The organism is Lewinella sp., assembly GCF_050633125.1.
GTDB lineage: Bacteria > Bacteroidota > Bacteroidia > Chitinophagales > Saprospiraceae > Lewinella.
In genome coordinates, this window is record NZ_JBOEFX010000112.1 from 27,762 (window position 1) to 53,181 (window position 25,420).

The following is a 25,420-nucleotide window of genomic DNA, read 5'->3' on the forward strand; positions in this document are numbered from 1 at the left end:
AGTCGACAAAACGATTCATTTTCAGCGTGTTAACTATTTGGTAAACCTAAATATTTTCTGCGCAATACTAAGGCGCAGCAAGCCGAATATCGTACTCCGAGCCTTCTTGAGCAGGGTTACCAGCTCCGTCCCAATCTTTGGTAAATAGATCTATCACCCCTATCAGTGCAGGCTGATTTTCTAGTCCAATGTATTGTGTAACAGGATTGATATTTCCTCCGGAAAAACGGTAAAGCCCTTCTCGCAGGGAACGGCAATCCAATTCGTATTCTTCTTGTCCGGCGATCGCTGGAAACGTAAAACTCAGCGCAGGAGTGACGACCGTGCTTAAGGCATCAAAAACATCGATGGTCGTAGCTGTGCCTGCTACTAATTGCGGCAAACGAACCACCCTCCCCTGCTTGGGAACAAAGTGGCTGGTGCGTAGCGTCTCATTTTCGCCATCCGTTAACAACGTACGGTCAGCAGGTACGCGACCAAAATTGGTCAAGTGAAAGACCTGGTGTTGAATATCAGTCACGCCAGTCAAGGTATAAGAAGGCCACTCGGGATCAATCAAGCTTACTGCAAAACTGAGCCTGAAGGAATCATCGACTTCCGTGTAACCATCTTTGCTTACTATAATTGCTCCGGTCGTATTTGCTTTGAAAACCAGACCTCTTTTTTCTAATTCCTTTTGTGATGCTGCTGTCAAACTTACCTTCAGTACATTTCTCAAATCGTAAGCGATAATTCTCTCTTGAACAGCTTGTGTGCTCCCAGTGGGGGGTAAAACCAGTACATCTGCTCCTTTGAGTAACCAATGGTACTGCCAAAAGTGTAGCTTAATGACCCGCTGATATTTGATGATGAAGCCCATTGTTAATAGAGTTGTTCGTTAACAATAATGGTTTCAATCTGTGGTGCAGGTTCAGGCTGATCAATGTATTCGATGCGCTGAATCTGGAACCGGTACAACACGCTGGGTAGCATCCTCCCTCCTAGTATCCCCCATAAATGATTGAGCTGCTCCAACGAGGGAGACAACATACTCACATTGAAGTGGAAGGTGTCAATATTGACATCATTAGGAATAGAGGAATTACTTTCCGTGAAAACACGCTGATGTTGAAAAAAACCGATGATTCTTGAGAGATAGGTAAGCGCGGTATCATAGTTAGGCGTGTTTACCGTGAAGAGTACATGGAGATTTAAGAAGACAGGTGGATTAACATACTCCAAACTACCTGTAACCGGATTACGGCGGTGTGCCGGCCGGTTTTTCATAGCAAACTCCTCTTCTGTTTTGACCAGCGTTACAATGATGCTATTGCTTACGGCTCGTGGGTCAGTACTAGCCATATCCCAGAAGGCGATATTATTCAGTTCAACAGCATCGTCTGTATTCGTTTCGATATCATCCAGCCCATTTTCAAGGGTCAGCCTGAGAATGGATAAAGTATCGGCGATGGTATCGCGTACTGTTGGCATGAGGTAATAGGTAATTAGGTTAAAACAGCTACTTGGTAGTATTACTTAGACCCCTACAAGTTGCTGATACCTAATCCAATAAGCATCAAGGAAAACCCGGAATATAAAATCTAGTGGTTTTCCATGAGAAACATCACCACCCCATTCGGACCGCTTCACGAACAACTCCGGCCGTATTCCTGACGCCCATTTTATGAATAATATTCATCCGATGCGTTTCTGCTGTACAAGGGCTGATATAAAGCTGCTTGGCAATCTCTTTGGTCGTGTATTCTTCTACAATTAAGTTGAGAACTTCTTTTTCCCGACGGGTAAGGGATAAATTATCATTGCCTAAGCCCATGGTTTGGCTCGCCCAATATTGGCTCAAGATGGGATCTAGGTAAGTCTGCCCATCAGAAACGGCCTGAATGGCCTTGCGAACATCGGCAGCACAAATGCTCGACAATAAATAGGCGCTTACGCCAAGCCGAAAACAGGCTTTTATGTGTTTCACATCCGTGGTGTCGTGTAGCACAATAAGTCGCGCCAGTGGGTAATTTTTAATTATCCTTTTCAGGCAAGTGAAGCGTTTGCTTTTTTCTTCATTCAATTGAACGAAAAGTAAGAAGGCTGATGAGCAGTTTGGACAGAATTCGTCCTTCCCCAACAAAAAGCTTTTTTTAAAATTGTAAGAAGTATCGCTCAAAACGCTTTCAAGGCCAAGGATGACCAAGGGTGTTTTCCCCAGAAGGTAAATAGGCGTAGACATAGCATAATAGTTTTAGGGTATGATAAGTATACCAATACCCAAGTGCTTTGAGCAGAGCCCAACTCACTTTAAGCTTGGTATTTTTTTTACAGCTACTGGTCTATTATTACCCTCCGCACTAAATTCGTTACGGATGAATAATAATTTTAAATCAAAAAATCAAAAAGGCTTTATCTGGGTTACACTTACAGAAGCGGGGGGAGAATGCTTCAGTGGGTTTACTCATTGCAGTAGAATGCAAAAGGTAGTCGATTAAATAAAAACTCTGGAAAGGAGATAAATATTATTTAATGTCTGGAACTATTCCCACAAAAATAGACCTTTGAGCAATAATCTGTGCCTTTGCACCACGGCGGTCAAAGAGAAAGCCTAATTCGGCCTAACCAAAATTCCCTCATGCAAAAACTCCTTCAACTCTTCCGAGCGGCTATTCGCGGCGATGAGTACGACTATACCTCCGGTTCTATCAAGAAGGCGATTGTGATGCTCAGTATCCCTATGGTGCTGGAGATGGCCATGGAATCTTTGTTTGCCTTGGTCGATGCTTATTTTGTTGCTAAAGTCAGTCCCGATGCCGTGGCTACTGTTGGACTCACCGAGGCGGTCATCACCTTGGTCTACGCTATTGCCATCGGCATCAGTACGGCACCGGTAGCTATGATCGCCCGCTATATCGGGCAAAAAGACCAGGCCAATGCGTCGCGTGTAGCTAAACAAGCCATCTATATGGCCATTGGGGTGAGTTTTATTCTAGGAATTCCCGGTGTTATTTATGCAGAGGATATACTAAGGATGATGGGAGGGAGTGAAGCCTTGATCGCTTCAGGCAAGAACTACACGAAATTGCTTTTTGGTAGCAATGCGGTCATCATGCTACTCTTCTTGCTCAATGGTATTTTTCGCGGAGCAGGAGATGCCGCTTACGCCATGCGAGCCTTGTGGTTGGCCAACGGTATTAATATTATTCTTGACCCTATTTTCATTCACGGCTTCGGGCCTATTCCAGCAATGGGCGTTACGGGTGCAGCGGTAGCCACCACTATTGGTCGGGGTATTGGGGTAGCTTTCCAGCTTTACATTCTTTTTGGTGGCCGTGGTACCATTCAACTTCGTACGGGCGGTTGGCAACTCGATTGGGGGATACTCAAACGACTGGGGCGGATTGCTTCTTCGGGCGCCATGCAGTATATCATTGCCTCTGCCAGTTGGGTATTTCTGATGAGAATTGTCTCCAAATTTGGCAGTGAAGCCGTGGCGGGCTATACCATTGCTATCCGATTGATCATTTTCACCCTACTGCCCGCCTGGGGATTATCCAATGCCACAGCTACACTCGTAGGTCAAAACCTGGGTGCCAAAGAACCCGATCGAGCGATACGCTCCGTGAAACTTGCCGCCATGATGGCCGGTGTTTTTTTAGGTCTTATTTCTATCGTCTACCTGTTATTCGCCCCTCATCTGATCCTTTTCTTCGATGATACGCCCGCTGTTCTTGAGGCAGGTACTACTGCCTTGAAGATATTCGCATTGGGCTACACCCTCTATGGTTTCGGTATGATCTTCAGCCAGGCATTTAACGGTGCCGGAGATACGCGCACACCAATGATTATCAATATCATTTCTTTTTGGATCGTTGAGATTCCGCTGGGGTATTACCTCGGGCTTTACCTGGGGCATGGCGTGGCCGGCGTCACTTGGGCGATCATCATTGCAGAGATGGTGCTCACGGCATTGGCTTTTATCCTATTTCGGCGGGGAGGTTGGTTGAAGACGGAGGTTTAGGGGATGGTTTGATGGTTGAGTTCGTCAGAATAGAGTGGACAGTTGTTGTCACCCTATTTATTTTAGTTTTTTTCTCAGCACATAATATGTTTCATACTCCTTATAAATATTGAAACCGTTCCTTTTGTACAATTCCATTGGGCCTTTGAAACTACTTGAATTCGCTTCTCCTTTCTTTGGATAAGATTCAATATAGTCGTAGTCTCTATTTAAATAATCTTCTACTATTTTTTCAATGACTTTTTGAGATATCCCCTTTCTGCGATAATCTGGGTGTATCAAAAAACATACAACTGAACATACTTTATCATCTGGATTATCAATCAAATCGTAATCTCTTAATAATCGTTGATATTTGGATCTGTTGTTCACGTTACACCAGCCGATTGCCTTGCCATTATAAAAGACCAAATAACCTTGCAGTTCGTTCTCATCGATGCGATCAATAATCATAACTCGGCTCATATCACGCGTACATGTTTCCACATCACCTAGGAAATGATAATCGTTACAGTAACATTTAGACCATTCGGGATTTTCTTTATGAATCATATTATCAAACAGAAACAAATAATCATCCTTCAAATCTTTGGTTAATGGTCGTATTTCAATATTCATTTTATTTTTTTTGATATGATGCACAACACTTTTTATAAGTGGCTGTGCTACAAGTTTAGTTGGGTTATTGTTATGTTGCGCCCAACTCCATTTAACAAAAACGCCCCTACCCCCCCAACTCTAACTGGTTACTAATCAATTCCAGGTAGCGGCCTTTCTTTGCGACCAGCTCCTCGTGAGTCCCTTCTTCTACGATTTGCCCAGCTTCGAGGACGACTATTTTATCGGCATTGCGTACCGTACTCAAGCGATGAGCGACTACTACCACGGTGCGGCCTTCAAAAAAATGAGCCAAGTTGTCGACGATGACTTTTTCGTTTTCAGCATCCAGTGCGTTGGTCGCCTCATCAAAAAACAGAAAGGAAGGATCTTTGTAGATGGCTCTGGCAATGAGTAGCCGCTGGCGTTGCCCCTGACTAACACCATTGCCCTGCGGCCCTATTTTTGTCTGCAATTGTTGGGGTAATCCCTGGATGAATGCTTCTAAATTCGCCAACATAATGGCTTTTCTGAGCCGCTCTATTTCGACCACGCTACTGCTTTCTGCAATATTATTGGCGATGGTATCTGAGAAGAGAAATCCATCCTGCAAGACGGCTCCACAAGCGCGGCGCCAAGTACTTATGGCGTATCCTTGCAAATCGTATCCTCCAAGTTGAATGCGCCCTTGGTTGGGCAAATAAAAGCCGAGCAGCAGTTTTATCAAAGTCGTCTTCCCACTTCCGCTGGCCCCTACAATGGCCGTCACTTTCCCATGTGGAATCTTTAAATCAATATTCTTCAGGACATCACCAGAAAGCGGGCTGTAAGCAAAATTCACATTTTCCAACACTAGGTCAGCCGACTCCGGCAGTACTTCCATTCGCTGCTCACCTTCCTTTTCTTCCACTTCCATCTGCTGTAACTCTCCTAGTCGCTCCAGGCTCAATTGCGCATCCTGAGCTGTCCGCAGAAAACCTACCAATCGCTGTAAAGGCACATTTAGTTGCCCAACAATGTATTGGATAGCCAACATTGCCCCCAAAGTTAAATGCCCCGCAATAACAGCCTTGGCCGAAATAACAACGATAATGATATCTTTCAACTGACTGATAAACTGGGCACCAGTATCTTGATATTGGGTAAGGCTCAAAAAACGGGTATTGGTACGAAAGAGTTGGTTCTGAATTTTCACCCACCCCATCCTGCGTTTGTATTCACTCTGCTGTAGTTTTATTTCCGGCATTCCCTGAATGAGTTCTATCAAAGTGTTCTGATTGGCGGTCATTTCGCGAAAGCGCTGATGATCAATCAGAGCTCTTTTTTTCAGGAATACCAAAATCCAAACGAGGTAGAGGACCGCAGCAACAAAAAACACCACAAAGATCCCCGTATGGTACCACCACAAAACGCCCCCAAGGATAAACAGGCTTGTAAACGAGAACAAGGCCGACAGCGAGGTATTGGTAAGAAATGACTCTATGCGCCGTTGATCGTAAATGCGTTGTAGAAAATCTCCTGTCGATTTTTGATCAAAATACCTTAGCGGCAGCCGCATCACCCTTCTCAGAAATTGAGCAACTAAACTTACATTGATACGTGTGCCTACGTGCAACAAAATCCATCCTTGTAAAAGCGTAATCGTCACTTCTCCCACAAACAGCAGTATCATCCCCACCAACATCAAATAGATAAAATCAATATCCTGGTTGTTAATACCAATATCAACAACTGCCTGGGTGAGGAAAGGAAAAAGCAGTTGCAGCACACTCAAGCCTAATAAACCTATCAGTAACTGGCCCACCAAGCGGCGATAGGGTTTCACGAATTGAAACAAGTACCTGAAACCTAGCTGACCGGTCGTTTCCTCCTCCCCTTCTTGCTCATAAAAAGCTGGTGTAGGGCTCAACATCAGCACAATACCTTCCTCCTCACCTACAGAGCACCAGCCGCGAATAAATTCCTTACGTGTTAGTTTTTTCACTCCCGCTTCTCTAGGGTCAGCTACCCATACAAAGCTATTGGTCATTCTAAAAACAACGACAAAGTGATTTTGCTCCCAGTGTACAATCAGCGGTAATTCCAGGTCCTCCAACCCTGCTTGCTCCTCCCCTGCTGCCCAGGGAATCCGAAAGGCATGAGCATCGAACCCAATGGTTTCTGCTGCCTTTACAATTCCTAGCAAACTCACACCATCCTTTTCAATGTAGGATTGATCGCGCAAAAAAGACAGAGGATATTCCCTACCGTGATGAGCTGCTACCATCCGTAAGCAAGCTGGGCCACAGTCCATACTATCAAGCTGTTGGTAAAATGGGAAGCGCTTAAACATAAATATTTAAATGATGAGAGGCATACAAGGTAAGTATTCCTATCTATCCCGACAACTAAGTGTTTAAGCAAAAGCCCAAACCAGTATAATTGGGAACATTCTTTCGAAGAGAACAGCCCTAAGTCTCTACAAGAATCAATTATTATTTAACTTTAATGGTTGAAATGAAAACGTGACCACCCAGTCAAGCACCGTCCAATAAAGCCTACAGTTTGTTTCCCGTATTTTTCCAACACCAACTTCAAGCTTTATTTTCTATGAAACATCTGATTTACAGCTTATTATTAGTCGCTTTTTGTGGCTGGTCGTTTGAGCTTTCCGCCCAAAACGAAAAACCTTCCTACTGTGACGAGTTGCCCGTCACTTACAGCAAAGGCGCTTCTAGAAACAGCCGCCCGTCTTTACCTAAATTCAGCACTACACCTACTATTGAATACAAGGTACAAGTCGCTATTCTACGCAATACAGATCCCAGGGAATACCCTTTTCATGAAGACCTTGTTGCTCGTCATCGCCCTTGTGAAGAGGTGTGGGTCATAGAATCAAGAGAAAGTTTTACCAGTCGATCAGACGCACTAAAGCTTCAAAACAAACTCCGAAATCTGGGTTACAACGGGGCCTATTTAATAGAAATGGTAGGCTATCAGTGATTACTCGTGCATTTGGCATAAAGTTTAACTTTTTTATACCAAACAAAAGCCCGACCTTGTCCTATGAATTGCGCAGAAAACAAAGCGTGTTTTTGTTTTCGTGCTGTTCTTTAAAATTTTCCTTAACCGGGAAATTTGATTTCGCGACACAACAATTCAACTTCTACTTACTCATGAAAAAGCTTCTGGCCTTTGGCTTGATGGCCTTAGCGTTTTGTACGCTTAGTGCCCAAGAAGATTACACCTCCTTTTTCACAGGTAGCCTCATGGATGCTACAACGACCCCCATAGGAGGGGTTTGCCTGATGGGAGGCGCTACCGAAAACGATAACGCTATGCGTTGGTTTCTTGAACGAGCCGACGGTGGTGACATTCTGGTCATTCGTGCTTCGGGCTCTGACGGTTATAACGATTATATGTTTAGTGATTTAGGAGTGACCGTCAATTCTGTGGAGAGCATTGTCTTCAACAATGCGCAAGCGGCCACTGATCCTTATGTACTGGATCGTATTGCCAAAGCCGAAGCCATCTGGATTGCTGGCGGCAACCAATACAACTACGTTTCTTTTTGGAGGAATACCGCCGTTGCCAATCTCATCAACACCGCAATCACAGAACGAAACATCGTCATCGGAGGCACAAGTGCAGGAATGGCTATCCTTGGAGGCGTCTATTTTACGGCTCAAAACGGCACCGTCACCAGCACAACAGCGCTCGCCAATCCTTACGATAATAAAGTGGCTATCAGCAATGCTTCTTTTATTCGCGTCCCATACCTCACACAGGTCATTACAGATACTCATTACGATAACCCCGACCGGAGGGGGCGGCATACGGTCTTTTTGGCACGCGCCATCGTTGATTACAATACTCCTTATTACGGAATAGCTTGTGATGAATACACAGCCGTATGTATAGATGAGAGTGGAATCGCCAGCGTCTATGGCACCTATCCCGACTTTGACGACAACGCTTACTTCATCACCCCTAACTGCGAGGTAATGAATAACTTGCCGGAAAATTGTGCTAGTAACCAGCCCCTAAGCTGGAGCCAAGACGGGCAAGCCCTCAAGGTCTACGCTGTCAAAGGCACCCCCACTGGCTTGTACACTTTCGACCTCAATACCTGGATAGATGGAGATGGGGGTGAATGGCAAGACTGGTCAGCAGACGCAGGGTCATTTGCAGCAATTGAAGGAAATGCACCGGTATGTAACCCGGTAAATACAACTATCGTCAACCCCAATCTCAGTTTTGAGGTATTCCCAAATCCGAACAACGGAAGAGTCCGCATTCAACTTAACTCCAGCAATCGTACCGAAGGGAACATCCAACTGTTGGATGCTTCGGGTAAACTGCTGCAATCCTGGCCGGTAGTAGGCCGCACTGACAATCTGGATTTGTCCACGCTGAGTTCAGGGGTCTACTGGTTGGAATACGTCAATGGTGAAGACAGAGCAGTTCGGCAAATAGTAGTGAGGTAGATTCATTTCCTAGCTCCGTCCTGCTGTATACCACAACGCCACTACCGTCTTCTGTAACTCTGCTTGCGTTTTGAGGAGTTTGAGCTGGGCTCCCAGAAGCTTTTGCTGACGGGAATTGAGCAAGAACACTGAGCTTTCTCCAAGTTCAAACTTTACACTTTCGGCATCCAGCAAGCTTTGATAGTTTTGCACTACCGCTTGAGAAAGTTGTAATTGTTGTTGGCGGATTTCCCACTCCTGCCAATATGCTGTAAGTTTAGCACTAAGGTCTTGCTGTTTTTGCTGTAATTTCCAATCCGTTTGTGCTAGTTTAACATCCGTCAACGCAACACCAGCTCTTTCTTTTCGCAAAAGTAATGGCTGACTAAAAGTAAAACCCCACTTATAATTATCTGAGACAAGGTTGCTGATACCATCTGTGTTCTCAGGGTTGAAATCAAATTGATTGGCGAGAAAGTTATAATTGAAGGTTAATTCTGGTTTAAACTGTTCCTTTTTCCAGCGTCGTTCGATGGCCAATTGCTCTTTTTGATACCGGTAGGCTACCAAACTGGGATGCTCGGTTATTGCTTGCTGTAAATCTGCAATCACGGGCGCAGTAGGGGCAATTACAGGAGATTGGGGCACCCAATCTTTCTTCCACATTTCCGGCTGGCCAGCATCACTCCACAGCAAGGCACGCATTTTAGCAACAGCATGGTTAAGCTGCATTTCTGTTTCTTGCACCTCCAATTCCCAACTTTGCCACTGCAAATAAGCTTCGAGCGTATCAATAGCCGGGTAATCGCCAGCCCTAAAGCTTTCTCGAATACCCCCTAGTCGTTCAAAACTGTAATCTCTTGCCGAGATCGCCAACTCCCGCGAGTAATAGGCATAAGACCAATCCCAGTAGGATTTATTAGCGGCCAGAAAGAGCTCATTTCGGAGTTCATCTGCAATGGCCTTATAGCGGTCTGTACCTATTTGGGCTTGCCGCAAAGAAGAACGAGATGCATCGAAAAACAAACCTTGTAAGAGTGGAACTTCAACACCAACGATGGCCTGTCCTCCTTGGGGAATTGTTCTATCTGGGTTCAGGTATGCTCCATTAGGGTCTGTCCAGTCGTATTCTGCCTTGAGGGCAATCCCCCATGCGGTGGGAATTTTAACTCCTCCCTGCCCATACCGGTAATAATCTTTCCCTCCGAATACCTTTTCTTCCTGAGAAGCATAAAGCTTGGGGTCAAAACTACCGCGGGCATACAATAGTTCCTGTGCAGCTTGCTCCTGTAAAAGTGCCGCCTGTCTGGCAACGGGATGATTGGTTTTTACTTGTTGCCAAAACAAATCAGCCGCCAGGATTTCTTGCTGTGCCGTCAGAGACACTCCCCCTACAACCAACGAACAAACTAAAACCCACCAACGCAAATTCATCATTATCAATTAATTAACCCTAATTACTTTAAAGATTTGATCGGTGCCTTAGTACCTTTCTCTTCTTTTTCTTTTTTCTCCAAACCATAATAATCAGGCGGAAACCCATTCAACTTTCGCCACATCTCGTACCAAACTTGAACATGCCCTAACAAGGCAATCCCCTGTACACCAGAACCAGGGCGCAGCGCTTCTGGCCAGGGGCGATCATCAGGATTAGGAGCAACCAGCAAACGGTATTGGCCATTTTTATCAATATTATTATCTATAGCAACAATGCGACCTGAATAGGTTCCTGCTGACAGATCGGGCCAGCCTGAAAAGACAATAGCCGGCCAACCATCAAAGATGAAGCGAACTTCTGCATTTTGTCGCACCAGCGGAAGGTCCATAGGTCGTACGTGCATCTCTACAGCCAATTCAAAATTCGCGGGCATGATCGTAACAATAGGGTCTCCTTCCTTTACGGTTTCTCCGATACCCGGCTTCATGACCTGGGAGATATAACAATCCTGTGGTGCAATAATGTAGTAAAATTGAGAACGCTCCTCGTAATTCTTAGCCTGGATCTGCATCTTATTCAGCTCCCCTTCGGCACCGAAACGATCAGACAAAGTGCTGAATCGATCCGATTGTGCTTTAGCAACTTTGTTGTTATACTCATTGATAATATTGCGCAAAGCCAAACGAGTGACCTCTAATTCCTGCCGGTTTTCAGCGACTTTATTCTCTGCTGCGATAGCTTTGGCCTGGCTTTCTTGCATCTTTTGCTGCTTGTCTTCCAGGTCTGTCCTTGATTTGATCCCTTGCTGAAACAGGGTATCTGTTCGAGCCAATTGCCGTTGGGCAATAGACAAAGCTAAACGCGCCTGCTCCATATCGGCTTCTTGGCTCAACAGTTTCAGTTCTACTTGCTTAACCTTTGCTTCCAGTTGTTCTTTCTTAAGAATCAATTCCGCACGCATAGCAGCGATCTGTTCCGCCAGAGCACCTGCTTTTTGTTCATAAGTAATAATCGCTCCTTCCTTGGCACGAACCTGGTTTTCGGTACGGCCCACCAACTCAGGGTCAAAATAATCAACTTTAACTTCAGTAAGGTGAACGATCGTGTCTCCTTTCTTCACCAATTGCCCCTCTCGAACAAACCACTGGTCAATCCGTCCGGGGATAGTCGCCTGGATCGTTTGTGGGCGATCAGCAGGGTCAAGGGTGGTCATTACTCCTTTCGACTGAATGTTCTGCTGCCAGGGCAGAAACAAGAGGATAACAAAAATGACCAAAAGCGCTAATAACCAATTCCTCATCATCCTATTGCCCGCTGGCAATGGGTTACGCTCCAGACAAGTCCACTGACCTTCCGGTAGACGTTTGGTAACAGAGTTTTGGGGAGATATATTTAACATTGCTTATTTTTTTTCCTGCCATTTAGGTTGAATAGCCTGGCCATTTGGAGTACTCATTTGGAAGATACGCTCAAAATGAGGGCTATCTCGTAATTCTTCGTAATTACCTTCTGCGATAATTTTCCCATTTTCCATGAGGATTATCCGTTCACAGCGAGCTGCCAGTAATGGGTCATTAGAAACAGCCACCAGGGTCCAGGGCTGGCTGCGATCGGTCAGCATATCCGACATACGCTCACGTTCCTCTGGCTGGAGGCGATTGAGGAATTCTTCTAAGGCCAGCAAGCGCGGCTGTGAGACAATGCTACGAGCCAGTAATATTTTCGTCTGTACACTTTGCGGCAGGTTGCGGCCACCAGGTAGCAGTAGTGTATCGTAACCTTTGGGCAAACTCTTGACAAAATTCTCGAGCCCTACCTGACGGGTCGCCCATACAATCTGTTGAAAATCAATATCTTCATGACCCAAACATATATTTTCCCAAAGCGTCCCCTGAAAAACATCCTCTTGGCTACCGTGGTCTCCTATGTAGCTACGCAGGCTGCGCAAATTGAAGTTAAACATCGGTGCATTATTATAACTAATAGTACCCTTATAGTTAAGCATCAAACCGGAAATCACCTGAACTAGCGTTGACTTTCCAGAACCGTTATAGCCGGCAATACATATCTTTTCACCAGATTTAACCTTAAAATTAATATCTCGTAATGTAGGCTGATCACTATCGCTGAATTGAAAACTAAGGTCTTGAACCTCAAGCTCCATCCCTTTTCCGGTATCCACGCGTTCAAAATCCATCCCTTCATCGGGTTCCAGTGGAATATCCGTGAAATAGCCCATCTTTTCCAACCCGGTGAGTAAATCATAAACATCTGCCAAGGTTAGAATTACCTTCTCGACAGAGCCCAGAATTAATAACACCACAATTTCTGCTGCTACAAATTGCCCAATAGTAATTTGATTATCAATAACGAGTATACCGCCAAGTGCTAATAGAACCGCAGTTACCAAGGTTTTGAAAATCACGATGTAGCCATATTGATTGACAAGTACCCGGAAGTGATTTCCCCGTGCGGTCAGATAGCTATCTACCAAACTATTGGTTTTACTGAGTGATAAGCGCGCACCGCTCGCCAGCTTAAAAGTGACCATCGTTCGCGCCACCTCCTGTAGCCAATGCGCTACCTTATATTTATACTTACTCTCGATCAGGCTGGTTTCTAATCCTTTTGGGCCCGTCCAGCGGAGTAGCGCAAATAGCAAAACCAGCACGCTAATACCAAAAAACACAAAGAAAGGGTGGTAAAAAGAAATGAGAATCAATCCAAAAATGATCTGTATAATACCGGTAGAAAAGTCCATTAACACCTTGGGCAAGCCCTTTTGCACCGTGAGTGTATCAAAAAAACGATTCACCAACTCCGGAGGATAATCTTGCTGTAAGGCATCCATTCGTAAATTGGGAATCCTCAAAGCAAACTCAAATGCAGAACGAGCAAATACTCTCCTTTGCAAAGTCTCGGCAACAGTGATCTGCATTATTTTCAATACCCCTGAGAAAAGAGTACCCAATGTAACAACCGCGATCAGAATGACCAGAGAAGAAGAAACATCTCCTCCCTGTACCAAACCAATGACGGCTTGCACACCCAAAGGCAAAGTAAGTGTAAGGAGCCCACCGAAAATGGCGTAAAGATATATGTAAGCAACATCTTTTCTGTCTGGCTCTAACAGCTTAAAAAGACGCTTTAATGAACTCAATTGAGACATAAGATATCAATGGTTGTAACCTCTTTGTGAGATTATTTTTTTACGATACGACATAAACAACAACAATCGTAACTAAAAGGTGCGAAATAAATCATTTATTGAAAAATAAAATAGTTTTATAAACAAAAATGATAGTTTTACTATTATATTTGCATAAATAATTAACATTCTAGATTAGAATATTATGACGACTGCAAACTTCGGCCAACTCTTTCAGAGCCACACCCCCAATTTACAAGCCTTTGCGCTACAATTGACCCGTGACAAGAACGATGCAGAAGATTTATTTCAGGATACTGTATATAAAGCAATGCGATATCGTCACCTTTATCAACCTAAAACTAATCTTCAGGCTTGGTTGATGACAATCATGCGTAATACTTTCATAAATGAATGGCGCAAGCGCAAGCGTAAGCAGCAAGCTGCTGAGCTCCAAATCCCTGGCGTGACGCTAACCCAAACTAGTGCTACTCGTAATGATGGGGAAAGTAAAGTAACCATGCAGGAGTTAATGAAATCCATGAACCAGCTAGAAGAAGGCCTAAGCAAGCCCTTCTTAATGGCATTCCGGGGATATAAATACGAAGAGATTGCAAGTGAGATGGACTTACCACTGGGAACGATTAAAAGTAGAATCCACCAAGCACGGAAATTACTAAAAGCAAGTGTCAAGCGTCATTACCAAACTAAAAGCCTTCTAGAGCTATTAAACTAAAGCATTCCCCCCCTTTTTTCTTCGTAGAAAAACGCCCAACATCAAGTTATTGGGCGTTTTTTTTCGGCCTTATCACTTACTTGAATAAAAAAATCCACAAATAACCCACAAATAATAGTAAAACTATTACATTTGTGATTTTCTTACTCACCTTAGGGTGAAACACTTGCAAAAAACAGAAAGCTAAATAGTAAACTTATGAAGTCACAAGAGTCCGCATTTTTCTCTGAACTAAAATCAGATCTACCAGCAGGACTGGTTGTTTTCCTTGTAGCTGTTCCGCTTTGTTTAGGTATTGCACTGGCATCTGGAGCTCCACTTTTTTCTGGTATCATTGCAGGTATTGTGGGTGGCACCGTCGTTGCTCTGCTTTCGGGTTCTCCTCTCGGCGTTAGTGGTCCTGCTGCTGGTTTAGCAGTTATTGTACTTACGGCCATCCAAACTTTGGGTTACGAAGCTTTTCTATTATCGGTAGCTATTGCGGGAGTTATCCAAATCGTCCTTGGTTTTGCGAAAGCCGGTGTTATCGGTTATTTCTTTCCCTCTTCCGTGATCAAAGGGATGCTTTCTGGTATTGGTTTAATCATCATACTGAAGCAAATCCCCCATGCCTTTGGTTATGATAGTGACCCGGAAGGAGATTTTGCGTTCAAGCAAATAGACGGAGAGACCACCTTTTCTGCACTAGAACACATGCTAAGTGCTATTACTCCTGGGGCTTTGTTAATTAGTGTCTTGTCCTTGGGCATTTTGATCTTATGGCAACAGCCTTTCATTAAAAAGTTCAAAATCACGAATATCATTCAGGGGCCGCTAGTAGTGGTTACTTTAGGAATAATTATTCAGCAAGTCCTCATGGGAACGTCATGGAACCTGGAACCAGAGCACCTTGTCACCTTACCTATAGCGGATGGATGGGGAGAATTTATCGGACTTTTCACACTTCCTGATTTTAGCCAATGGAGCAATCCAGCGATCTGGGTTACAGCTATTACCATTGCAATTGTAGCCAGTCTTGAAACTTTACTATGTGTAGAAGCTACGGACAAACTTGATCCCTACAAGCGGCTTACGCCCACAAATCAAGAATTGAAGGCACAGGGTGTCGGTAACCTTATTAGTGGATTGATTGGAGGGCTGCCCGTGACCCAGGTAATTGTTAGAAGTTCTGCCAACATCCAATCAGGAGGTAAAACGAAAGCAGCAGCATTCATTCATGGACTAATGCTTTTGGGAAGCGTATTGGTTATTCCAAAGCTACTCAACATGATTCCCCTGGCGAGCTTGGCAGCTATTCTTATTGTTGTAGGATTCAAGCTTGCAAAGCCATCCCTATTTAAGGAAATGGCCCGACTAGGCAACAAGCAACTAGTGCCTTTTGTGGTCACTATTGTAGCTATTCTTTTTACAGACTTATTAGTAGGAATAGGTATAGGAATGGTAGTAGCTATATTCTACATCTTACTTAACAATTACAAGACGCCATATTTTGTAGAAGACAAACGCAAAGATGCTGGTGTTATTCATCTTGAACTGGCAGAGGACGTATCCTTTTTAAACAAAGCCAGTATGTTGTTAAGTCTTAAAAAGCTTCCTAAGGACAGTAAGGTAATCATTGATGCGACTCAAACCCTTCATATTGATTATGATATCAAAGAGATCATTATGGAATACAAAGCCAACGCTGCCTACAAAAATATTGACCTCAGCTTTATAGGCCTAAATCCTGAAACAATGGATTTAGAGTCTTCTTCCAGGAAACAAAAAGCTGGCGCACGCATCCCTGTAGAACCAGTGGATTAGATTCAATTAGAATACGCCAAAGAAAAGAAAAGAAAAAGCGTATCACAAACTCCCCATCCAGGGAGTCTTACTTAGAAGAAGAATACAGAGCCAAATCAAGCAACCGACTGATTTGGTTCTGTATTTTCTATCTTCTCCCTCAAGATGGCCACCAACTCTTGTAAGTCAGGCAGCTCACGTTGAAACAGAACCTCTTCTCCAATAACCAGCGCAGGAATTCCAATAAGGTCATAACGGATAAACTGCTCCAGATCACTTACTACCTGAATATTGAAGTCTATCTCCAATTCTTCTAATGCCTCATTAACCAGCTCACGCCAAGCTACCAGGTTTTTGGATTCTGTGATACCGAACAGTTGAATCGCTATCATAAAAAAATATTTAGCTTTGTGCAAAAACAAAAACGCTTTTGCACAAAGCTGTAAAGGTTACAAGTACCACAGGAAGCAGGCAATATACTAGCTATCACCTCTTCCTCTGATATCTTAAATTTAAAGGCGCTTATAATCCTCTAATTTTATTTCTTCCTCTGCAAGAGTGCAGATAATATCATAAGTAGTAACAATACCGACCAACTCGCCATTTTCTTCTACTGGCAAAGCGTGAATGCGATTGGTTTTAAAGACTTCCAAAGCAGTTCTGATAGGGTCGCCACTCTCTACTTTCGCTAACTTTTTCGTCATAATATCTTCCGCTTTCCACGCTCTCAAGCGTACACTCTCCAACAAAGAATCCTGCTCATTGCGGGTAAACCCTCTGAGGAAGTGGTTAAAATCGGTAGAGCTAATAATCCCCACAAGTTTCTTATAACGTACTACGGGGATATGGTGAATACTGTTGCTATCAAAATGAGTTTTGATCGTTTCCAAACTATCATCTGGATTTACAGTTATCAAACGCGTACTCATAATTGTAGAAACCGGTGCAATGATATTCATAATGAAAAAATTTGATCTTGGAAATTAGTTGTGTTAGTTAGCTTAGTGTTTTCTTTTCAAGAAATCCACCTTGCTTTTGATTACATCTGCAAGATCGGCCAATTCGGTAGGCATAAATGATGACATTTGTCACCCTCCTTTATGATTTTCACTTACCTGATGATCTTCAAATCTCGCCTAATTTGTATTTAAAAGGAAGGCTAGTAACATACGGCTTCCGATAGATTGACAAGGATCAATCACATTTTCCGCAATGGATTAGGGATATTTTCCCGTCATTGCTTACCTTTCAAAAATGGAGAAAATGAAGGCATTAACTGCCGAAGCAAGAAGACTGGAAGCCATTATCAATACTGCTACCGATGGCATTATTACTATAGATGAAAAAGGGTTTATCGAAACCATCAATCCATCTGCCGCAAAGCTATTTGCTTACCAGCCGGAACAAGTAATGGGGAAAAAGATCAATATATTGATGCCTTCTCCTTACCATGCAGAACATGACGACTACATGGACAATTACCATCGTACTGGTAAGGCTAAGATAATTGGCAAAGGCCGAGAGGTCGAAGGGCTTCGTAGTGATGGTACCGTCTTCCCTTTTCGCTTAGCCGTAAGCCAAATGACCATTGATGGTCAGCGCATGTACACTGGGGTTGTCCATGACCTCAGTGATATTAAAGCTGCGGAACAGCGCATTATGGAACTTAATCGTGCCCTCGAAGAAAAGGTCGTCCAACGCACCGAAGACTTGGCCAATGCCGTAGACCAGCTTCTAGGTACTAACCAGCTCCTTAAACAAGAAATCGAGGAAAAGCAAGCCGTCGAAAACCAGCTTCGCGAGCAAGAACAAGAACTCCAACAAGCCCTTAGAAAAGAGAAAGAACTAAATGCGCTGAAAAGTCGCTTTGTCAGTATGGCGTCTCATGAATTCCGTACACCATTGAGTACCATACTAAGCTCTACAGAGTTGGTGGAAATGTATCATACCGAGGAACAGCACTCCAAGCGGCTTCGCCATATCGACCGAATAAAAGCTGCTGTTGGCAACCTCAACGATATCCTCAATGATTTCTTATCCTTGAGCAGATTGGAAGAAGGGAAACTCGATGTGCAGTTGGAAAAACTTGAGCTGGCAGCCTTTCTTCGTGAAATGGAAGATGAAATTAACCTACTACTTAAAGATGGGCAACAATTAGCGTTCCCTTCTCGGAAGGAAAAGTGGATCATCACCACCGACCCCAAAATGTTGCGTAATATCTTACTCAATCTTCTTTCCAATGCCAGCAAGTATTCCGCAAAAGGGCAAACCATCTATCTTGATGTGGAAAAAGACGAAACAGCTATTACTTTTGTGATTAAAGACGAAGGCATGGGCATCCCCAAAGAAGACCAGAAACATCTATTCACTCGATTTTTCCGAGCACATAATGTCGAAAACATTAAGGGCACTGGGCTAGGCCTGCACATTGTACAACAGTATCTCGATTTACTAAAAGGAAAAATTGAATTTACCAGCGAAATGAGCAAAGGCTCCGTTTTTCGAATTACTTTACCGATCTAGAACTGGTAAAAAACCGTTGCTTTACAATATTAAACTAATAATAATGAAACGTATACTCATCATTGAAGACAACGCCGAGGTTAGGGAGAATCTCTCGGAAATCCTCAGCCTTTATGGCTACAGCATTGAGGAGGCGATCAATGGTAAAGAAGGAGTTGAAAAGGCGCTGGCAGCCCCCCCTGATCTGATTCTATGTGATGTCATGATGCCTGAGTTGGATGGTTATGGCGTTTTAAAAATACTGAGTCAGAAAGAGACTACCCTGGGGGTTCCTTTTATTTTCCTAACGGCAAAAACAGAGAAAGAAGACTTACGCCGAGGCATGAACCTCGGAGCAGACGACTACCTGATGAAGCCAATTTATAAAGACGAGCTCCTCGAAGTCGTACAGCAACGCCTCGCTAAACACGAGCGCCTCCAACGGCAGTTCAGCCAAACCTCCGTTACCTTCAGCGCCTTCATCGACGAAGCCAGAGGCCATGCCGAACTAAAAAAACTCTCTACAGACCACCGCCTGCGCAGCTACACCAGAAAAGAAAAGGTATTTACGGAAGGCGATTATCCCCGTTATTTATATTTGGTAGAAAATGGTAAAATCAAGCTCTACAAAACCAATGATTTTGGTAAAGAGTACATTATCAACTACTGCCAGGAGGGCGATTTCTTAGGCTATACCCCATTGATCAGTGGACAGGAAGGCTATTCTTTTACCGCCGCAGCGATGGAGGACAGCGAACTTCGATTGATTCCAAGGGAGGATTTCGAAAAATTACTCTCTGCCAACCCTAATGTCACCTCCCGCATGATAAAAATGTTGGCCAATAATGTTGCAGACAAGGAAGAACAACTGATGCAACTCGCCTATGACTCGATCCGCAAACGAGTAGCCGACACATTGGTCGTCATTGCAGAAAAGGAAAACACCATGGAGTTTGATATCCTACGTGAAGACCTCGCCAAAATGGTTGGTACTGCTAAAGAAAGCGTAATTCGTACCCTCACCGATTTCCGCGAAAGCGGCTACATCCAGATCATCGATGGCCGCATACATATCCTCGATATCGATAAACTTAATGGAATCATGGGGTAAAGCTCACTGCTTAATGTCCTGCTCAAGGCACACGCTTTTTGTTATCTGGATACGAGTCTGCTGCCTTGAGTTCAATCCTTGCGATCGTCATCACAATTAAAATTTCAATCAAAACATACCCCCATCCGAGATAGGTAACCTTCTCGTAATGATAGATAGCTAATCCAATAGACAGCAAGCAATAACCTACATTTAGGAAGGCTATCCCCTTCAAAAGGGAGCCGATATTTCCACTTTTCTTCTGGTAACAGAAAAAATCATAACCTGCAAATAAGCACGGCAATAGCGCAAGGATGTAAAGTGTTGGCCTGGGAATTCCAAAGTATTCCTCAAATTCAACCAAAACAACGCCCAACAAGAAAGCCGACAATATAGCCCCTAGCCCATCTAGCAGAAATAGCTTTCTTGGATCGGCATTACCCCAATTTATAAGTTGATCTATCATTTGGTTACCGGGCCTCAACTCCCTTTTATAGTTTCCCAAGTAGTATAAAGACTCTCCTGCGCAGGTCGATCAGCAGGAATTTCTCGCAAGGGTTCACAAACTTCCAATTGGGCGTGCAGCTCGGAGGGCAATTGTTGATACAGGCGAGTGCCTTTGGTTTTCCAGGCCAGCATTTCGTCGTTTACATCTTTGATGATTTTGGCCGGATTCCCTACCACCAAACTGCGATCAGGAATAATCGTCTTAGCTTTCACAAAAGAGAGTGCACCAATGATACTCCCCGCTCCTACCACAACTTCGTCCATGATAACACTGTTCATACCGATCATTACATTACGCCCCAAACGGGCACCATGAATGATCGCGCCGTGCCCTACATGAGCGCCTTCCTCCAGCAACACCGTCACACCTGGAAACATGTGTATAGTACAGTTTTCCTGCACATTACAACCGTCTTCTATAACAATACCGCCCCAGTCTCCTCGTAGCGCCGCGCCAGGCCCAATATAAACATCGGCACCAATAACGACATTCCCCGTCACCGTGGCTTGCGGATGTACAAAAGCAGTAGGGTGAACAACCGGTTGGAAGCCTTTAAAAGCGTAAAACATATTATTTTTTCTTATTTCTCCATTCTTCCGTAAAATGCTCACGGTGCTTGGGTTGACTAAATTTTTTAGCATTGTAGGCAGCAGATTCTCCACGAGGAATAGACAAGCTTTCCCATTCTGCCCCCTTTAACATACGACCAAGATACACCATTTGCCCTACGTGATAAGCATAATGAGCAAGTTGCCGATTGATCGCCTCCACTATAGTGTGGCCCATGTTTCGAATATAGATAATGGTATCAAAATTTTCTTCATCCACCGTATCCAAAGCCGTAAATAAGCACTGCCATCCGGCCTCCCACTTTTGCTGCAACTCCTTGCGATTTTTTATATCCGCATCGAACTCAGCTTCCCGCTGGCGCCATTCTTTTTCACCATCAGTAGTCAGAAAATCAGTCCAACGCGACAACATATTACCCCACAAATGCTTAGCGATGATAGCGATGGAGTTGCTTTCAGGATTATATTGCCAAAATAGCTGGTCGTCGGTCAATTGATCCATCGTTCGATCTCCCAGTGTTTTATAATACTGGAATTGCTTACGGGCGCTATCGAGGTAATTGGTGGTCATTGCTATGTGTTTTAGAGAGATACAATTTAAGGAAAAGTAGACAAAACAACAGTCCCCTTACTTCTTTTGCGTTGGCGCAAAACACTCCAAACCGTTTACTATCTCACCTGATTGGCTCATCACAATAAGTATTGCATCGACGTCAGCATCTCTATAAATCGATCCATAGGCGGCAATGAAGCCATTATCCAATACCTCTACATTGGTAATGGTAATCTCGTAAGCCACTGGTATTTTCACTTCTTTGACCAGCCCACCTGTGAGGTCATAAACCTCGTAATTAAGTTGATAAATATCTGTTTCTCCTGTTTGCTGTGTGTTCCTACCACAGCCCACAACAACAACTTGACTTGCGTTTAAAAAATCTACCCCGGCAGTTAATTGTGTATTTTTCGACGTAAAACTCCTCGTATTCATGCCTTTGGCATCAAAAAACTCCAGGTAATAAACAGGCGGATCACCACCACGCTGAATATTCACACCCAGCAGGACGCCTTCTGAATCAGGAACCGCTACCAATTTGTTCTTCGCCCTGTTGAATCCTCGGAAGTTACTATATATCCTGGGATCTTCTAGTTGGGCGAATGATTTCGTGGTTTCCCAAACCAAACCATTGTCGACGCTGACTTTACGAACGGTCAAATTGTTGTCCAAAAAAGAGGAAACAAAGCCCACTGTTCTTTCTTGCAGGCCAAAGAACTGCTGATCATGGTCGGTAAAATTTAAACCTTGTGTGCGTCTGAATGCTGGATTTTCCAGATCGACATTCCATAAAAGATGCTCTTCCGTGCGCGCGCTGAAATTTTTGTAGTGCCCGTATACGGCAATTTTGTTACCAGGAATTACGACTACTTGAGGATTATTAATAATCTGAGAACTAGCCTCCAGCAAATAGATTTGTTGGTTCAATTCCCCCGTTACACCGTAGACATCCACTCTCAACTCACAACGGTAGCTATCGTCTACATCTGCAATTACCGATGCAAAACCACCGTCCTCCAGCATCACCAAAGACGCATTTTTCATAATATCCTCTCGGGCTTCAGAAGTAATACTGCCTTCTAGTTCACCGTCTAATGAAAACTGTTTTGTGATACTCGTAAAAAGCCCTCTAGTCATTCTCTTAACTCCCGTAAAAATTTTGTCTCCTACCAATTCAACATCAACAACCTCATCCTGAATGGTGCTTTGATTTGTAAGGCTACCTTTTGCAAGTGTGGTAAAACTTGTGGTATTCATATCAAATCGCACCAACGCTCCGTCATCATCCAAATACTCGCATATGCCTTCCGGGTAAAAACGTGCGCTACTGATAATTGTCTTTTCAAGAGGGTAAGTACCGATAAGTTTATACCCATACTTTTTTGAAGCCAACTGGTATATGTTTTGTCGACTCATGATCCAGAAGTCATCCTGGAATTTAGCAAACGGGAAAAGGAAATCCCCTCTCACCTCTTTTGGGTAGCTCAAATCCGTAAGGATTTCTCCATTGCCTACACCCAAACCAATGATCTTTTTCGTCGTGTAGTCAATCAAATAAAGTACTCCCCTTTCCAGAAAACCTCTGGTAATCATGGAAACACCGTCATTAGAATCATTCAGCCCTTTTTCCCACAGTACTGTGCCGTCAGCAGCCAGCCTGGTAATTACTACATCATGCGTAGTAGCAGATGTTTTGTGAGTGCCTAACACCACAAGTTCACCGCTACCAAGCGGAACCACGTCGAGAAGAAGCCCTCCCGTAAATCCCATATCAACATCATAAACCATTTCTCCTGTCGAATTGAAGCTTCGAACTCGGTTAGTGTGATAGCGGCCATATTTTGTGGTGCTTTGGTAATACGCAATAAAATAATTTTGCTGCTCATCTATTCCTGTCTGAATCGGTCTCTCGTCCATTTCCGTTCCAAAAGTAAAACTGCGTATTGTCTTTCCGCTGGCATCGAGATAATTAACCATAATATCACTACCCCCTTTTAGAGAGCTATAGGAAATGCCACAGGAAATAGCGCCTCCATTTCCGTTTTCTTCCGCACTAGACAGGTATTGCCGGCCAGGTAAAAAGGTAGTCAAACTATCCGTCAGGCCTCCAGGGACAGACAATTGGTAGGTTCTTACATCTATAGCGGTAGGATCGTCATAATTACCATAAGCATGCAAAAGGTACTTCCCATCTTCCGAGCGCGTAAAGTCACTCCAATGATTTATGCTAGCGGTTTCTCCAAAACAACTGACGAATGGCGTTTGGGCAATGGAACCAATGGAAACCAATAGCCCTAGTAAGAGCAGTATATTTTTCATGAGCGCGTTTGTTTGTCAAAATAACAGCTAATATAAGCTTTTAGCGTATTGGGGAATACCTATACATAAACGTTTTTCGTCCTCTAATGCGAGTGGGCAGTACCTGTCATCCATCAAAGAGAACGACTAAACATAGAAAATCTACTCATTTTCCACACAAACTAATCACTCCTAATTAACGCATAATCAGACAAAAAACTCATTATCATTATTTAAAATCGTACCTTTGCGGCTTAATTCAGGAACGCTATTCTTTTATTCCCGTCGTTTCTTCATTCGTAGTACTATTTTAATGTCAGATTTTTCTTCTCTGGGCTTGTCCCAACCGCTTTTAGACGCTATTGCTGAATTGGGTTTTGTAGAACCTACCCCCATCCAACAAGAGGCTATTCCCTTTCTCCTCGCTGGTGACCGCGACCTCGTGGGCTTGGCACAAACAGGCACAGGTAAAACTGCTGCTTTTGGCCTCCCCCTCATTGACCGTATGGACCTCAGCATCGGTAAGCCCTTGGGGCTGGTTCTTGCGCCTACCCGTGAATTGTGTGTACAGATCACCAAGGAGCTGCAACAATTTGCGCTTTTCCGGCCAATGCTCAATATTACAGCGGTCTACGGAGGTGCTGACATTTGGGCACAGATGAAACAACTCAAGGCCGGTTCTCAGCTCGTTGTAGCTACCCCCGGTCGTTTACGTGATCTTATTAAGCGTAGAGCAATCCAACTCGACTCCATCACAACCGTTGTTCTTGATGAAGCCGACGAGATGCTCAATATGGGCTTTAAGGAAGAAATCGACGAAATCCTGGAAAGCGTTCCTTCCGAACGACGTACCTGGCTTTTTTCGGCGACCATGCCTAAAGAAGTAAGAAGGCTGACCAAGCATTATATGCATGACCCCCACGAAATTAAAGTGGGTGACACCAGCCAGACCAATGAAGATATTGATCACCAGTTCATCGTAGCTCGCCCTCGTGAGCGACTGGAAGTTTTGCGCCGCTACCTCGATTCAGACCCCGAGCTTTACGCGCTGGTTTTCTGTCGCACCCGTGCCGAAACATTAAGCTTATCCGATGATCTGCAACGCGATGGCTACGCCGTAGACGTTCTCAACGGTGATCTTTCCCAAGCCCAACGCGACCGGGCTATGGAGCGTTTTCGTAGTAAGCGTGTACGGATTTTAATTGCTACGGATGTAGCTGCTCGCGGACTCGATGTACAGGGGATCACTCACGTTTTCCACCTCAACATCCCCGATGATTGGGCCTTTTACGCTCACCGCTCTGGTCGTACCGGACGCGCTGGCGAGAAAGGTAAATCCATCATGTTGTTGCACCCCAATGACCGTCACAAGCTAAGGGGCCTCGACAGACAGATGAACCTCCAGTTCAATGAAACAGAGCCGCCAAGTGTATTAGGATTGGTAGAACGCCGCCTACAGCGTACTTTCCAAAGCCTTCTCGAAGCCAAAACTATTCCGGCCTTGGCGCCCCTTACCGCAGAACTGGAAGTGACCCTTTTTGACCTGAGTAAAGAGGAGCTGATCCAGCGTGTTGCTGCGCTTAACTTTGGTGAACTACCTGTCCATTATCAGCGCGAAGCTTTATATTTACTAGACCCACGTAATGCCAATAAAGGCAAAAACCACAGAAAAGAAAGTGAGGTTCGTAAGTCGCCGGGTAAATACCAGCGGATGTTTATCAACATCGGTAAGAAAGAAGTCGCCGGTATTC

22 protein-coding genes are annotated in these 25,420 nt (G+C 44.2%); 8 read left to right on the forward strand and 14 right to left on the reverse strand.

Annotated features, from left to right (window positions below):
- Positions 1-67 precede the first annotated feature (67 nt).
- From ACRBG0_RS22355 to ACRBG0_RS22365, 3 genes are all read right to left on the reverse strand, one after another.
- A complete protein-coding gene (locus ACRBG0_RS22355; protein WP_431489066.1) occupies positions 68-859 on the reverse strand; it encodes a hypothetical protein in 792 nt (263 codons plus the stop codon).
- 2 nt (positions 860-861) lie between these two features.
- Positions 862-1,470 (reverse strand): DUF4255 domain-containing protein, encoded by a 609-nt coding sequence (locus tag ACRBG0_RS22360; RefSeq protein WP_431489067.1) that lies wholly within the window; start codon positions 1,468-1,470, stop codon positions 862-864.
- Between the two features lie 133 nt (positions 1,471-1,603).
- Positions 1,604-2,221: a LuxR C-terminal-related transcriptional regulator gene (locus ACRBG0_RS22365; RefSeq protein WP_431489068.1), complete on the reverse strand. Its 618-nt coding sequence runs from the start codon at positions 2,219-2,221 to the stop codon at positions 1,604-1,606.
- Between the two features lie 396 nt (positions 2,222-2,617).
- Here ACRBG0_RS22365 and ACRBG0_RS22370 point away from each other — a divergent pair, with 396 nt between their 5' ends.
- Positions 2,618-4,003 carry an MATE family efflux transporter gene (locus tag ACRBG0_RS22370; RefSeq protein ID WP_431489069.1) on the forward strand — a complete coding sequence of 462 codons (1,386 nt, stop codon included), beginning with the start codon at positions 2,618-2,620 and terminating at the stop codon, positions 4,001-4,003.
- 57 nt (positions 4,004-4,060) lie between these two features.
- Here the strand turns inward: ACRBG0_RS22370 and ACRBG0_RS22375 are convergent, their stop codons facing one another.
- Positions 4,061-4,621 carry a GNAT family N-acetyltransferase gene (locus ACRBG0_RS22375; protein ID WP_431489070.1) on the reverse strand — a complete coding sequence of 187 codons (561 nt, stop codon included), beginning with the start codon at positions 4,619-4,621 and terminating at the stop codon, positions 4,061-4,063.
- Positions 4,622-4,727: 106 nt separating this feature from the next.
- The gene (locus ACRBG0_RS22380; RefSeq protein WP_431489071.1) at positions 4,728-6,932 is read right to left on the reverse strand and encodes a peptidase domain-containing ABC transporter; all 2,205 of its coding nucleotides are present in this window, start codon (positions 6,930-6,932) and stop codon (positions 4,728-4,730) included.
- A gap of 257 nt (positions 6,933-7,189) precedes the next feature.
- Here ACRBG0_RS22380 and ACRBG0_RS22385 point away from each other — a divergent pair, with 257 nt between their 5' ends.
- Together ACRBG0_RS22385 and ACRBG0_RS22390 are read left to right on the forward strand one after the other, a co-directional pair.
- Entirely contained in the window at positions 7,190-7,582 is a 393-nt protein-coding gene (locus ACRBG0_RS22385) for a hypothetical protein (RefSeq protein ID WP_431489072.1), read from the forward strand.
- A gap of 173 nt (positions 7,583-7,755) precedes the next feature.
- Positions 7,756-9,066 carry a T9SS type A sorting domain-containing protein gene (locus ACRBG0_RS22390; RefSeq protein ID WP_431489073.1) on the forward strand — a complete coding sequence of 437 codons (1,311 nt, stop codon included), beginning with the start codon at positions 7,756-7,758 and terminating at the stop codon, positions 9,064-9,066.
- A 9-nt stretch (positions 9,067-9,075) separates the two neighbouring features.
- On the opposite strand, the gene ACRBG0_RS22395 is transcribed toward ACRBG0_RS22390, so the two are convergent.
- Genes ACRBG0_RS22395 through ACRBG0_RS22405 form a run of 3 tightly spaced genes read right to left on the reverse strand, consistent with a single transcriptional unit; the run spans position 9,076 to position 13,652 of the window.
- The gene (locus ACRBG0_RS22395) at positions 9,076-10,482 is read right to left on the reverse strand and encodes a TolC family protein (RefSeq protein ID WP_431489074.1); all 1,407 of its coding nucleotides are present in this window, start codon (positions 10,480-10,482) and stop codon (positions 9,076-9,078) included.
- A gap of 20 nt (positions 10,483-10,502) precedes the next feature.
- Complete coding sequence (locus ACRBG0_RS22400) at positions 10,503-11,882, reverse strand: HlyD family secretion protein (RefSeq protein ID WP_431489075.1); 1,380 nt, start codon at positions 11,880-11,882, stop codon at positions 10,503-10,505.
- Positions 11,883-11,885: 3 nt separating this feature from the next.
- Positions 11,886-13,652 carry a peptidase domain-containing ABC transporter gene (locus ACRBG0_RS22405; RefSeq protein ID WP_431489076.1) on the reverse strand — a complete coding sequence of 589 codons (1,767 nt, stop codon included), beginning with the start codon at positions 13,650-13,652 and terminating at the stop codon, positions 11,886-11,888.
- A 184-nt stretch (positions 13,653-13,836) separates the two neighbouring features.
- Between ACRBG0_RS22405 and ACRBG0_RS22410 the strand changes: the two genes are divergently transcribed.
- Complete coding sequence (locus ACRBG0_RS22410) at positions 13,837-14,367, forward strand: RNA polymerase sigma factor (protein WP_431489077.1); 531 nt, start codon at positions 13,837-13,839, stop codon at positions 14,365-14,367.
- 198 nt (positions 14,368-14,565) lie between these two features.
- Positions 14,566-16,170 carry a SulP family inorganic anion transporter gene (locus ACRBG0_RS22415; protein ID WP_431489078.1) on the forward strand — a complete coding sequence of 535 codons (1,605 nt, stop codon included), beginning with the start codon at positions 14,566-14,568 and terminating at the stop codon, positions 16,168-16,170.
- 95 nt (positions 16,171-16,265) lie between these two features.
- On the opposite strand, the gene ACRBG0_RS22420 is transcribed toward ACRBG0_RS22415, so the two are convergent.
- Both ACRBG0_RS22420 and ACRBG0_RS22425 read right to left on the reverse strand, forming a co-directional pair.
- On the reverse strand, positions 16,266-16,541 hold the full coding sequence (locus ACRBG0_RS22420; protein ID WP_431489079.1) for a thioredoxin family protein: 276 nt from the start codon (positions 16,539-16,541) through the stop codon (positions 16,266-16,268).
- A gap of 120 nt (positions 16,542-16,661) precedes the next feature.
- Positions 16,662-17,108: a CBS domain-containing protein gene (locus tag ACRBG0_RS22425; RefSeq protein WP_431489080.1), complete on the reverse strand. Its 447-nt coding sequence runs from the start codon at positions 17,106-17,108 to the stop codon at positions 16,662-16,664.
- 304 nt (positions 17,109-17,412) lie between these two features.
- Between ACRBG0_RS22425 and ACRBG0_RS22430 the strand changes: the two genes are divergently transcribed.
- Positions 17,413-18,672, forward strand: a complete 1,260-nt coding sequence (locus tag ACRBG0_RS22430) for a PAS domain S-box protein (protein WP_431489081.1) — start codon at positions 17,413-17,415, stop codon at positions 18,670-18,672.
- 43 nt (positions 18,673-18,715) lie between these two features.
- Positions 18,716-19,762: a response regulator gene (locus ACRBG0_RS22435; RefSeq protein ID WP_431489082.1), complete on the forward strand. Its 1,047-nt coding sequence runs from the start codon at positions 18,716-18,718 to the stop codon at positions 19,760-19,762.
- Between the two features lie 22 nt (positions 19,763-19,784).
- Here ACRBG0_RS22435 and ACRBG0_RS22440 read toward each other — a convergent pair whose 3' ends face one another.
- Genes ACRBG0_RS22440 through ACRBG0_RS22455 form a run of 4 tightly spaced genes read right to left on the reverse strand, consistent with a single transcriptional unit; the run spans position 19,785 to position 23,690 of the window.
- On the reverse strand, positions 19,785-20,207 hold the full coding sequence (locus tag ACRBG0_RS22440; protein ID WP_431489083.1) for a hypothetical protein: 423 nt from the start codon (positions 20,205-20,207) through the stop codon (positions 19,785-19,787).
- Positions 20,208-20,221: 14 nt separating this feature from the next.
- Positions 20,222-20,818 (reverse strand): transferase hexapeptide repeat family protein, encoded by a 597-nt coding sequence (locus ACRBG0_RS22445; protein ID WP_431489084.1) that lies wholly within the window; start codon positions 20,816-20,818, stop codon positions 20,222-20,224.
- A 1-nt stretch (position 20,819) separates the two neighbouring features.
- On the reverse strand, positions 20,820-21,389 hold the full coding sequence (locus tag ACRBG0_RS22450; protein ID WP_431489085.1) for a DUF1572 domain-containing protein: 570 nt from the start codon (positions 21,387-21,389) through the stop codon (positions 20,820-20,822).
- Between the two features lie 57 nt (positions 21,390-21,446).
- Positions 21,447-23,690 (reverse strand): hypothetical protein, encoded by a 2,244-nt coding sequence (locus tag ACRBG0_RS22455; RefSeq protein ID WP_431489086.1) that lies wholly within the window; start codon positions 23,688-23,690, stop codon positions 21,447-21,449.
- A 292-nt stretch (positions 23,691-23,982) separates the two neighbouring features.
- Between ACRBG0_RS22455 and ACRBG0_RS22460 the strand changes: the two genes are divergently transcribed.
- On the forward strand, positions 23,983-25,420 hold a 1,438-nt coding region (locus tag ACRBG0_RS22460; RefSeq protein ID WP_431489087.1), incomplete at its 3' end, for a DEAD/DEAH box helicase.

Bases quoted from the DNA above. Each gene is read 5' to 3' on its own strand.
- ACRBG0_RS22355 (WP_431489066.1), bottom strand. From the start codon at position 859: ATGGGCTTCATCATCAAATATCAGCGGGTCATTAAGCTACACTTTTGG.
- ACRBG0_RS22360 (WP_431489067.1), bottom strand. From the start codon at position 1,470: ATGCCAACAGTACGCGATACCATCGCCGATACTTTATCCATTCTCAGG.
- ACRBG0_RS22365 (WP_431489068.1), bottom strand. From the start codon at position 2,221: ATGTCTACGCCTATTTACCTTCTGGGGAAAACACCCTTGGTCATCCTT.
- ACRBG0_RS22370 (WP_431489069.1), top strand. From the start codon at position 2,618: ATGCAAAAACTCCTTCAACTCTTCCGAGCGGCTATTCGCGGCGATGAG.
- ACRBG0_RS22375 (WP_431489070.1), bottom strand. From the start codon at position 4,621: ATGAATATTGAAATACGACCATTAACCAAAGATTTGAAGGATGATTAT.
- ACRBG0_RS22380 (WP_431489071.1), bottom strand. From the start codon at position 6,932: ATGTTTAAGCGCTTCCCATTTTACCAACAGCTTGATAGTATGGACTGT.
- ACRBG0_RS22385 (WP_431489072.1), top strand. From the start codon at position 7,190: ATGAAACATCTGATTTACAGCTTATTATTAGTCGCTTTTTGTGGCTGG.
- ACRBG0_RS22390 (WP_431489073.1), top strand. From the start codon at position 7,756: ATGAAAAAGCTTCTGGCCTTTGGCTTGATGGCCTTAGCGTTTTGTACG.
- ACRBG0_RS22395 (WP_431489074.1), bottom strand. From the start codon at position 10,482: ATGATGAATTTGCGTTGGTGGGTTTTAGTTTGTTCGTTGGTTGTAGGG.
- ACRBG0_RS22400 (WP_431489075.1), bottom strand. From the start codon at position 11,882: ATGTTAAATATATCTCCCCAAAACTCTGTTACCAAACGTCTACCGGAA.
- ACRBG0_RS22405 (WP_431489076.1), bottom strand. From the start codon at position 13,652: ATGTCTCAATTGAGTTCATTAAAGCGTCTTTTTAAGCTGTTAGAGCCA.
- ACRBG0_RS22410 (WP_431489077.1), top strand. From the start codon at position 13,837: ATGACGACTGCAAACTTCGGCCAACTCTTTCAGAGCCACACCCCCAAT.
- ACRBG0_RS22415 (WP_431489078.1), top strand. From the start codon at position 14,566: ATGAAGTCACAAGAGTCCGCATTTTTCTCTGAACTAAAATCAGATCTA.
- ACRBG0_RS22420 (WP_431489079.1), bottom strand. From the start codon at position 16,541: ATGATAGCGATTCAACTGTTCGGTATCACAGAATCCAAAAACCTGGTA.
- ACRBG0_RS22425 (WP_431489080.1), bottom strand. From the start codon at position 17,108: ATGAATATCATTGCACCGGTTTCTACAATTATGAGTACGCGTTTGATA.
- ACRBG0_RS22430 (WP_431489081.1), top strand. From the start codon at position 17,413: ATGAAGGCATTAACTGCCGAAGCAAGAAGACTGGAAGCCATTATCAAT.
- ACRBG0_RS22435 (WP_431489082.1), top strand. From the start codon at position 18,716: ATGAAACGTATACTCATCATTGAAGACAACGCCGAGGTTAGGGAGAAT.
- ACRBG0_RS22440 (WP_431489083.1), bottom strand. From the start codon at position 20,207: ATGATAGATCAACTTATAAATTGGGGTAATGCCGATCCAAGAAAGCTA.
- ACRBG0_RS22445 (WP_431489084.1), bottom strand. From the start codon at position 20,818: ATGTTTTACGCTTTTAAAGGCTTCCAACCGGTTGTTCACCCTACTGCT.
- ACRBG0_RS22450 (WP_431489085.1), bottom strand. From the start codon at position 21,389: ATGACCACCAATTACCTCGATAGCGCCCGTAAGCAATTCCAGTATTAT.
- ACRBG0_RS22455 (WP_431489086.1), bottom strand. From the start codon at position 23,690: ATGAAAAATATACTGCTCTTACTAGGGCTATTGGTTTCCATTGGTTCC.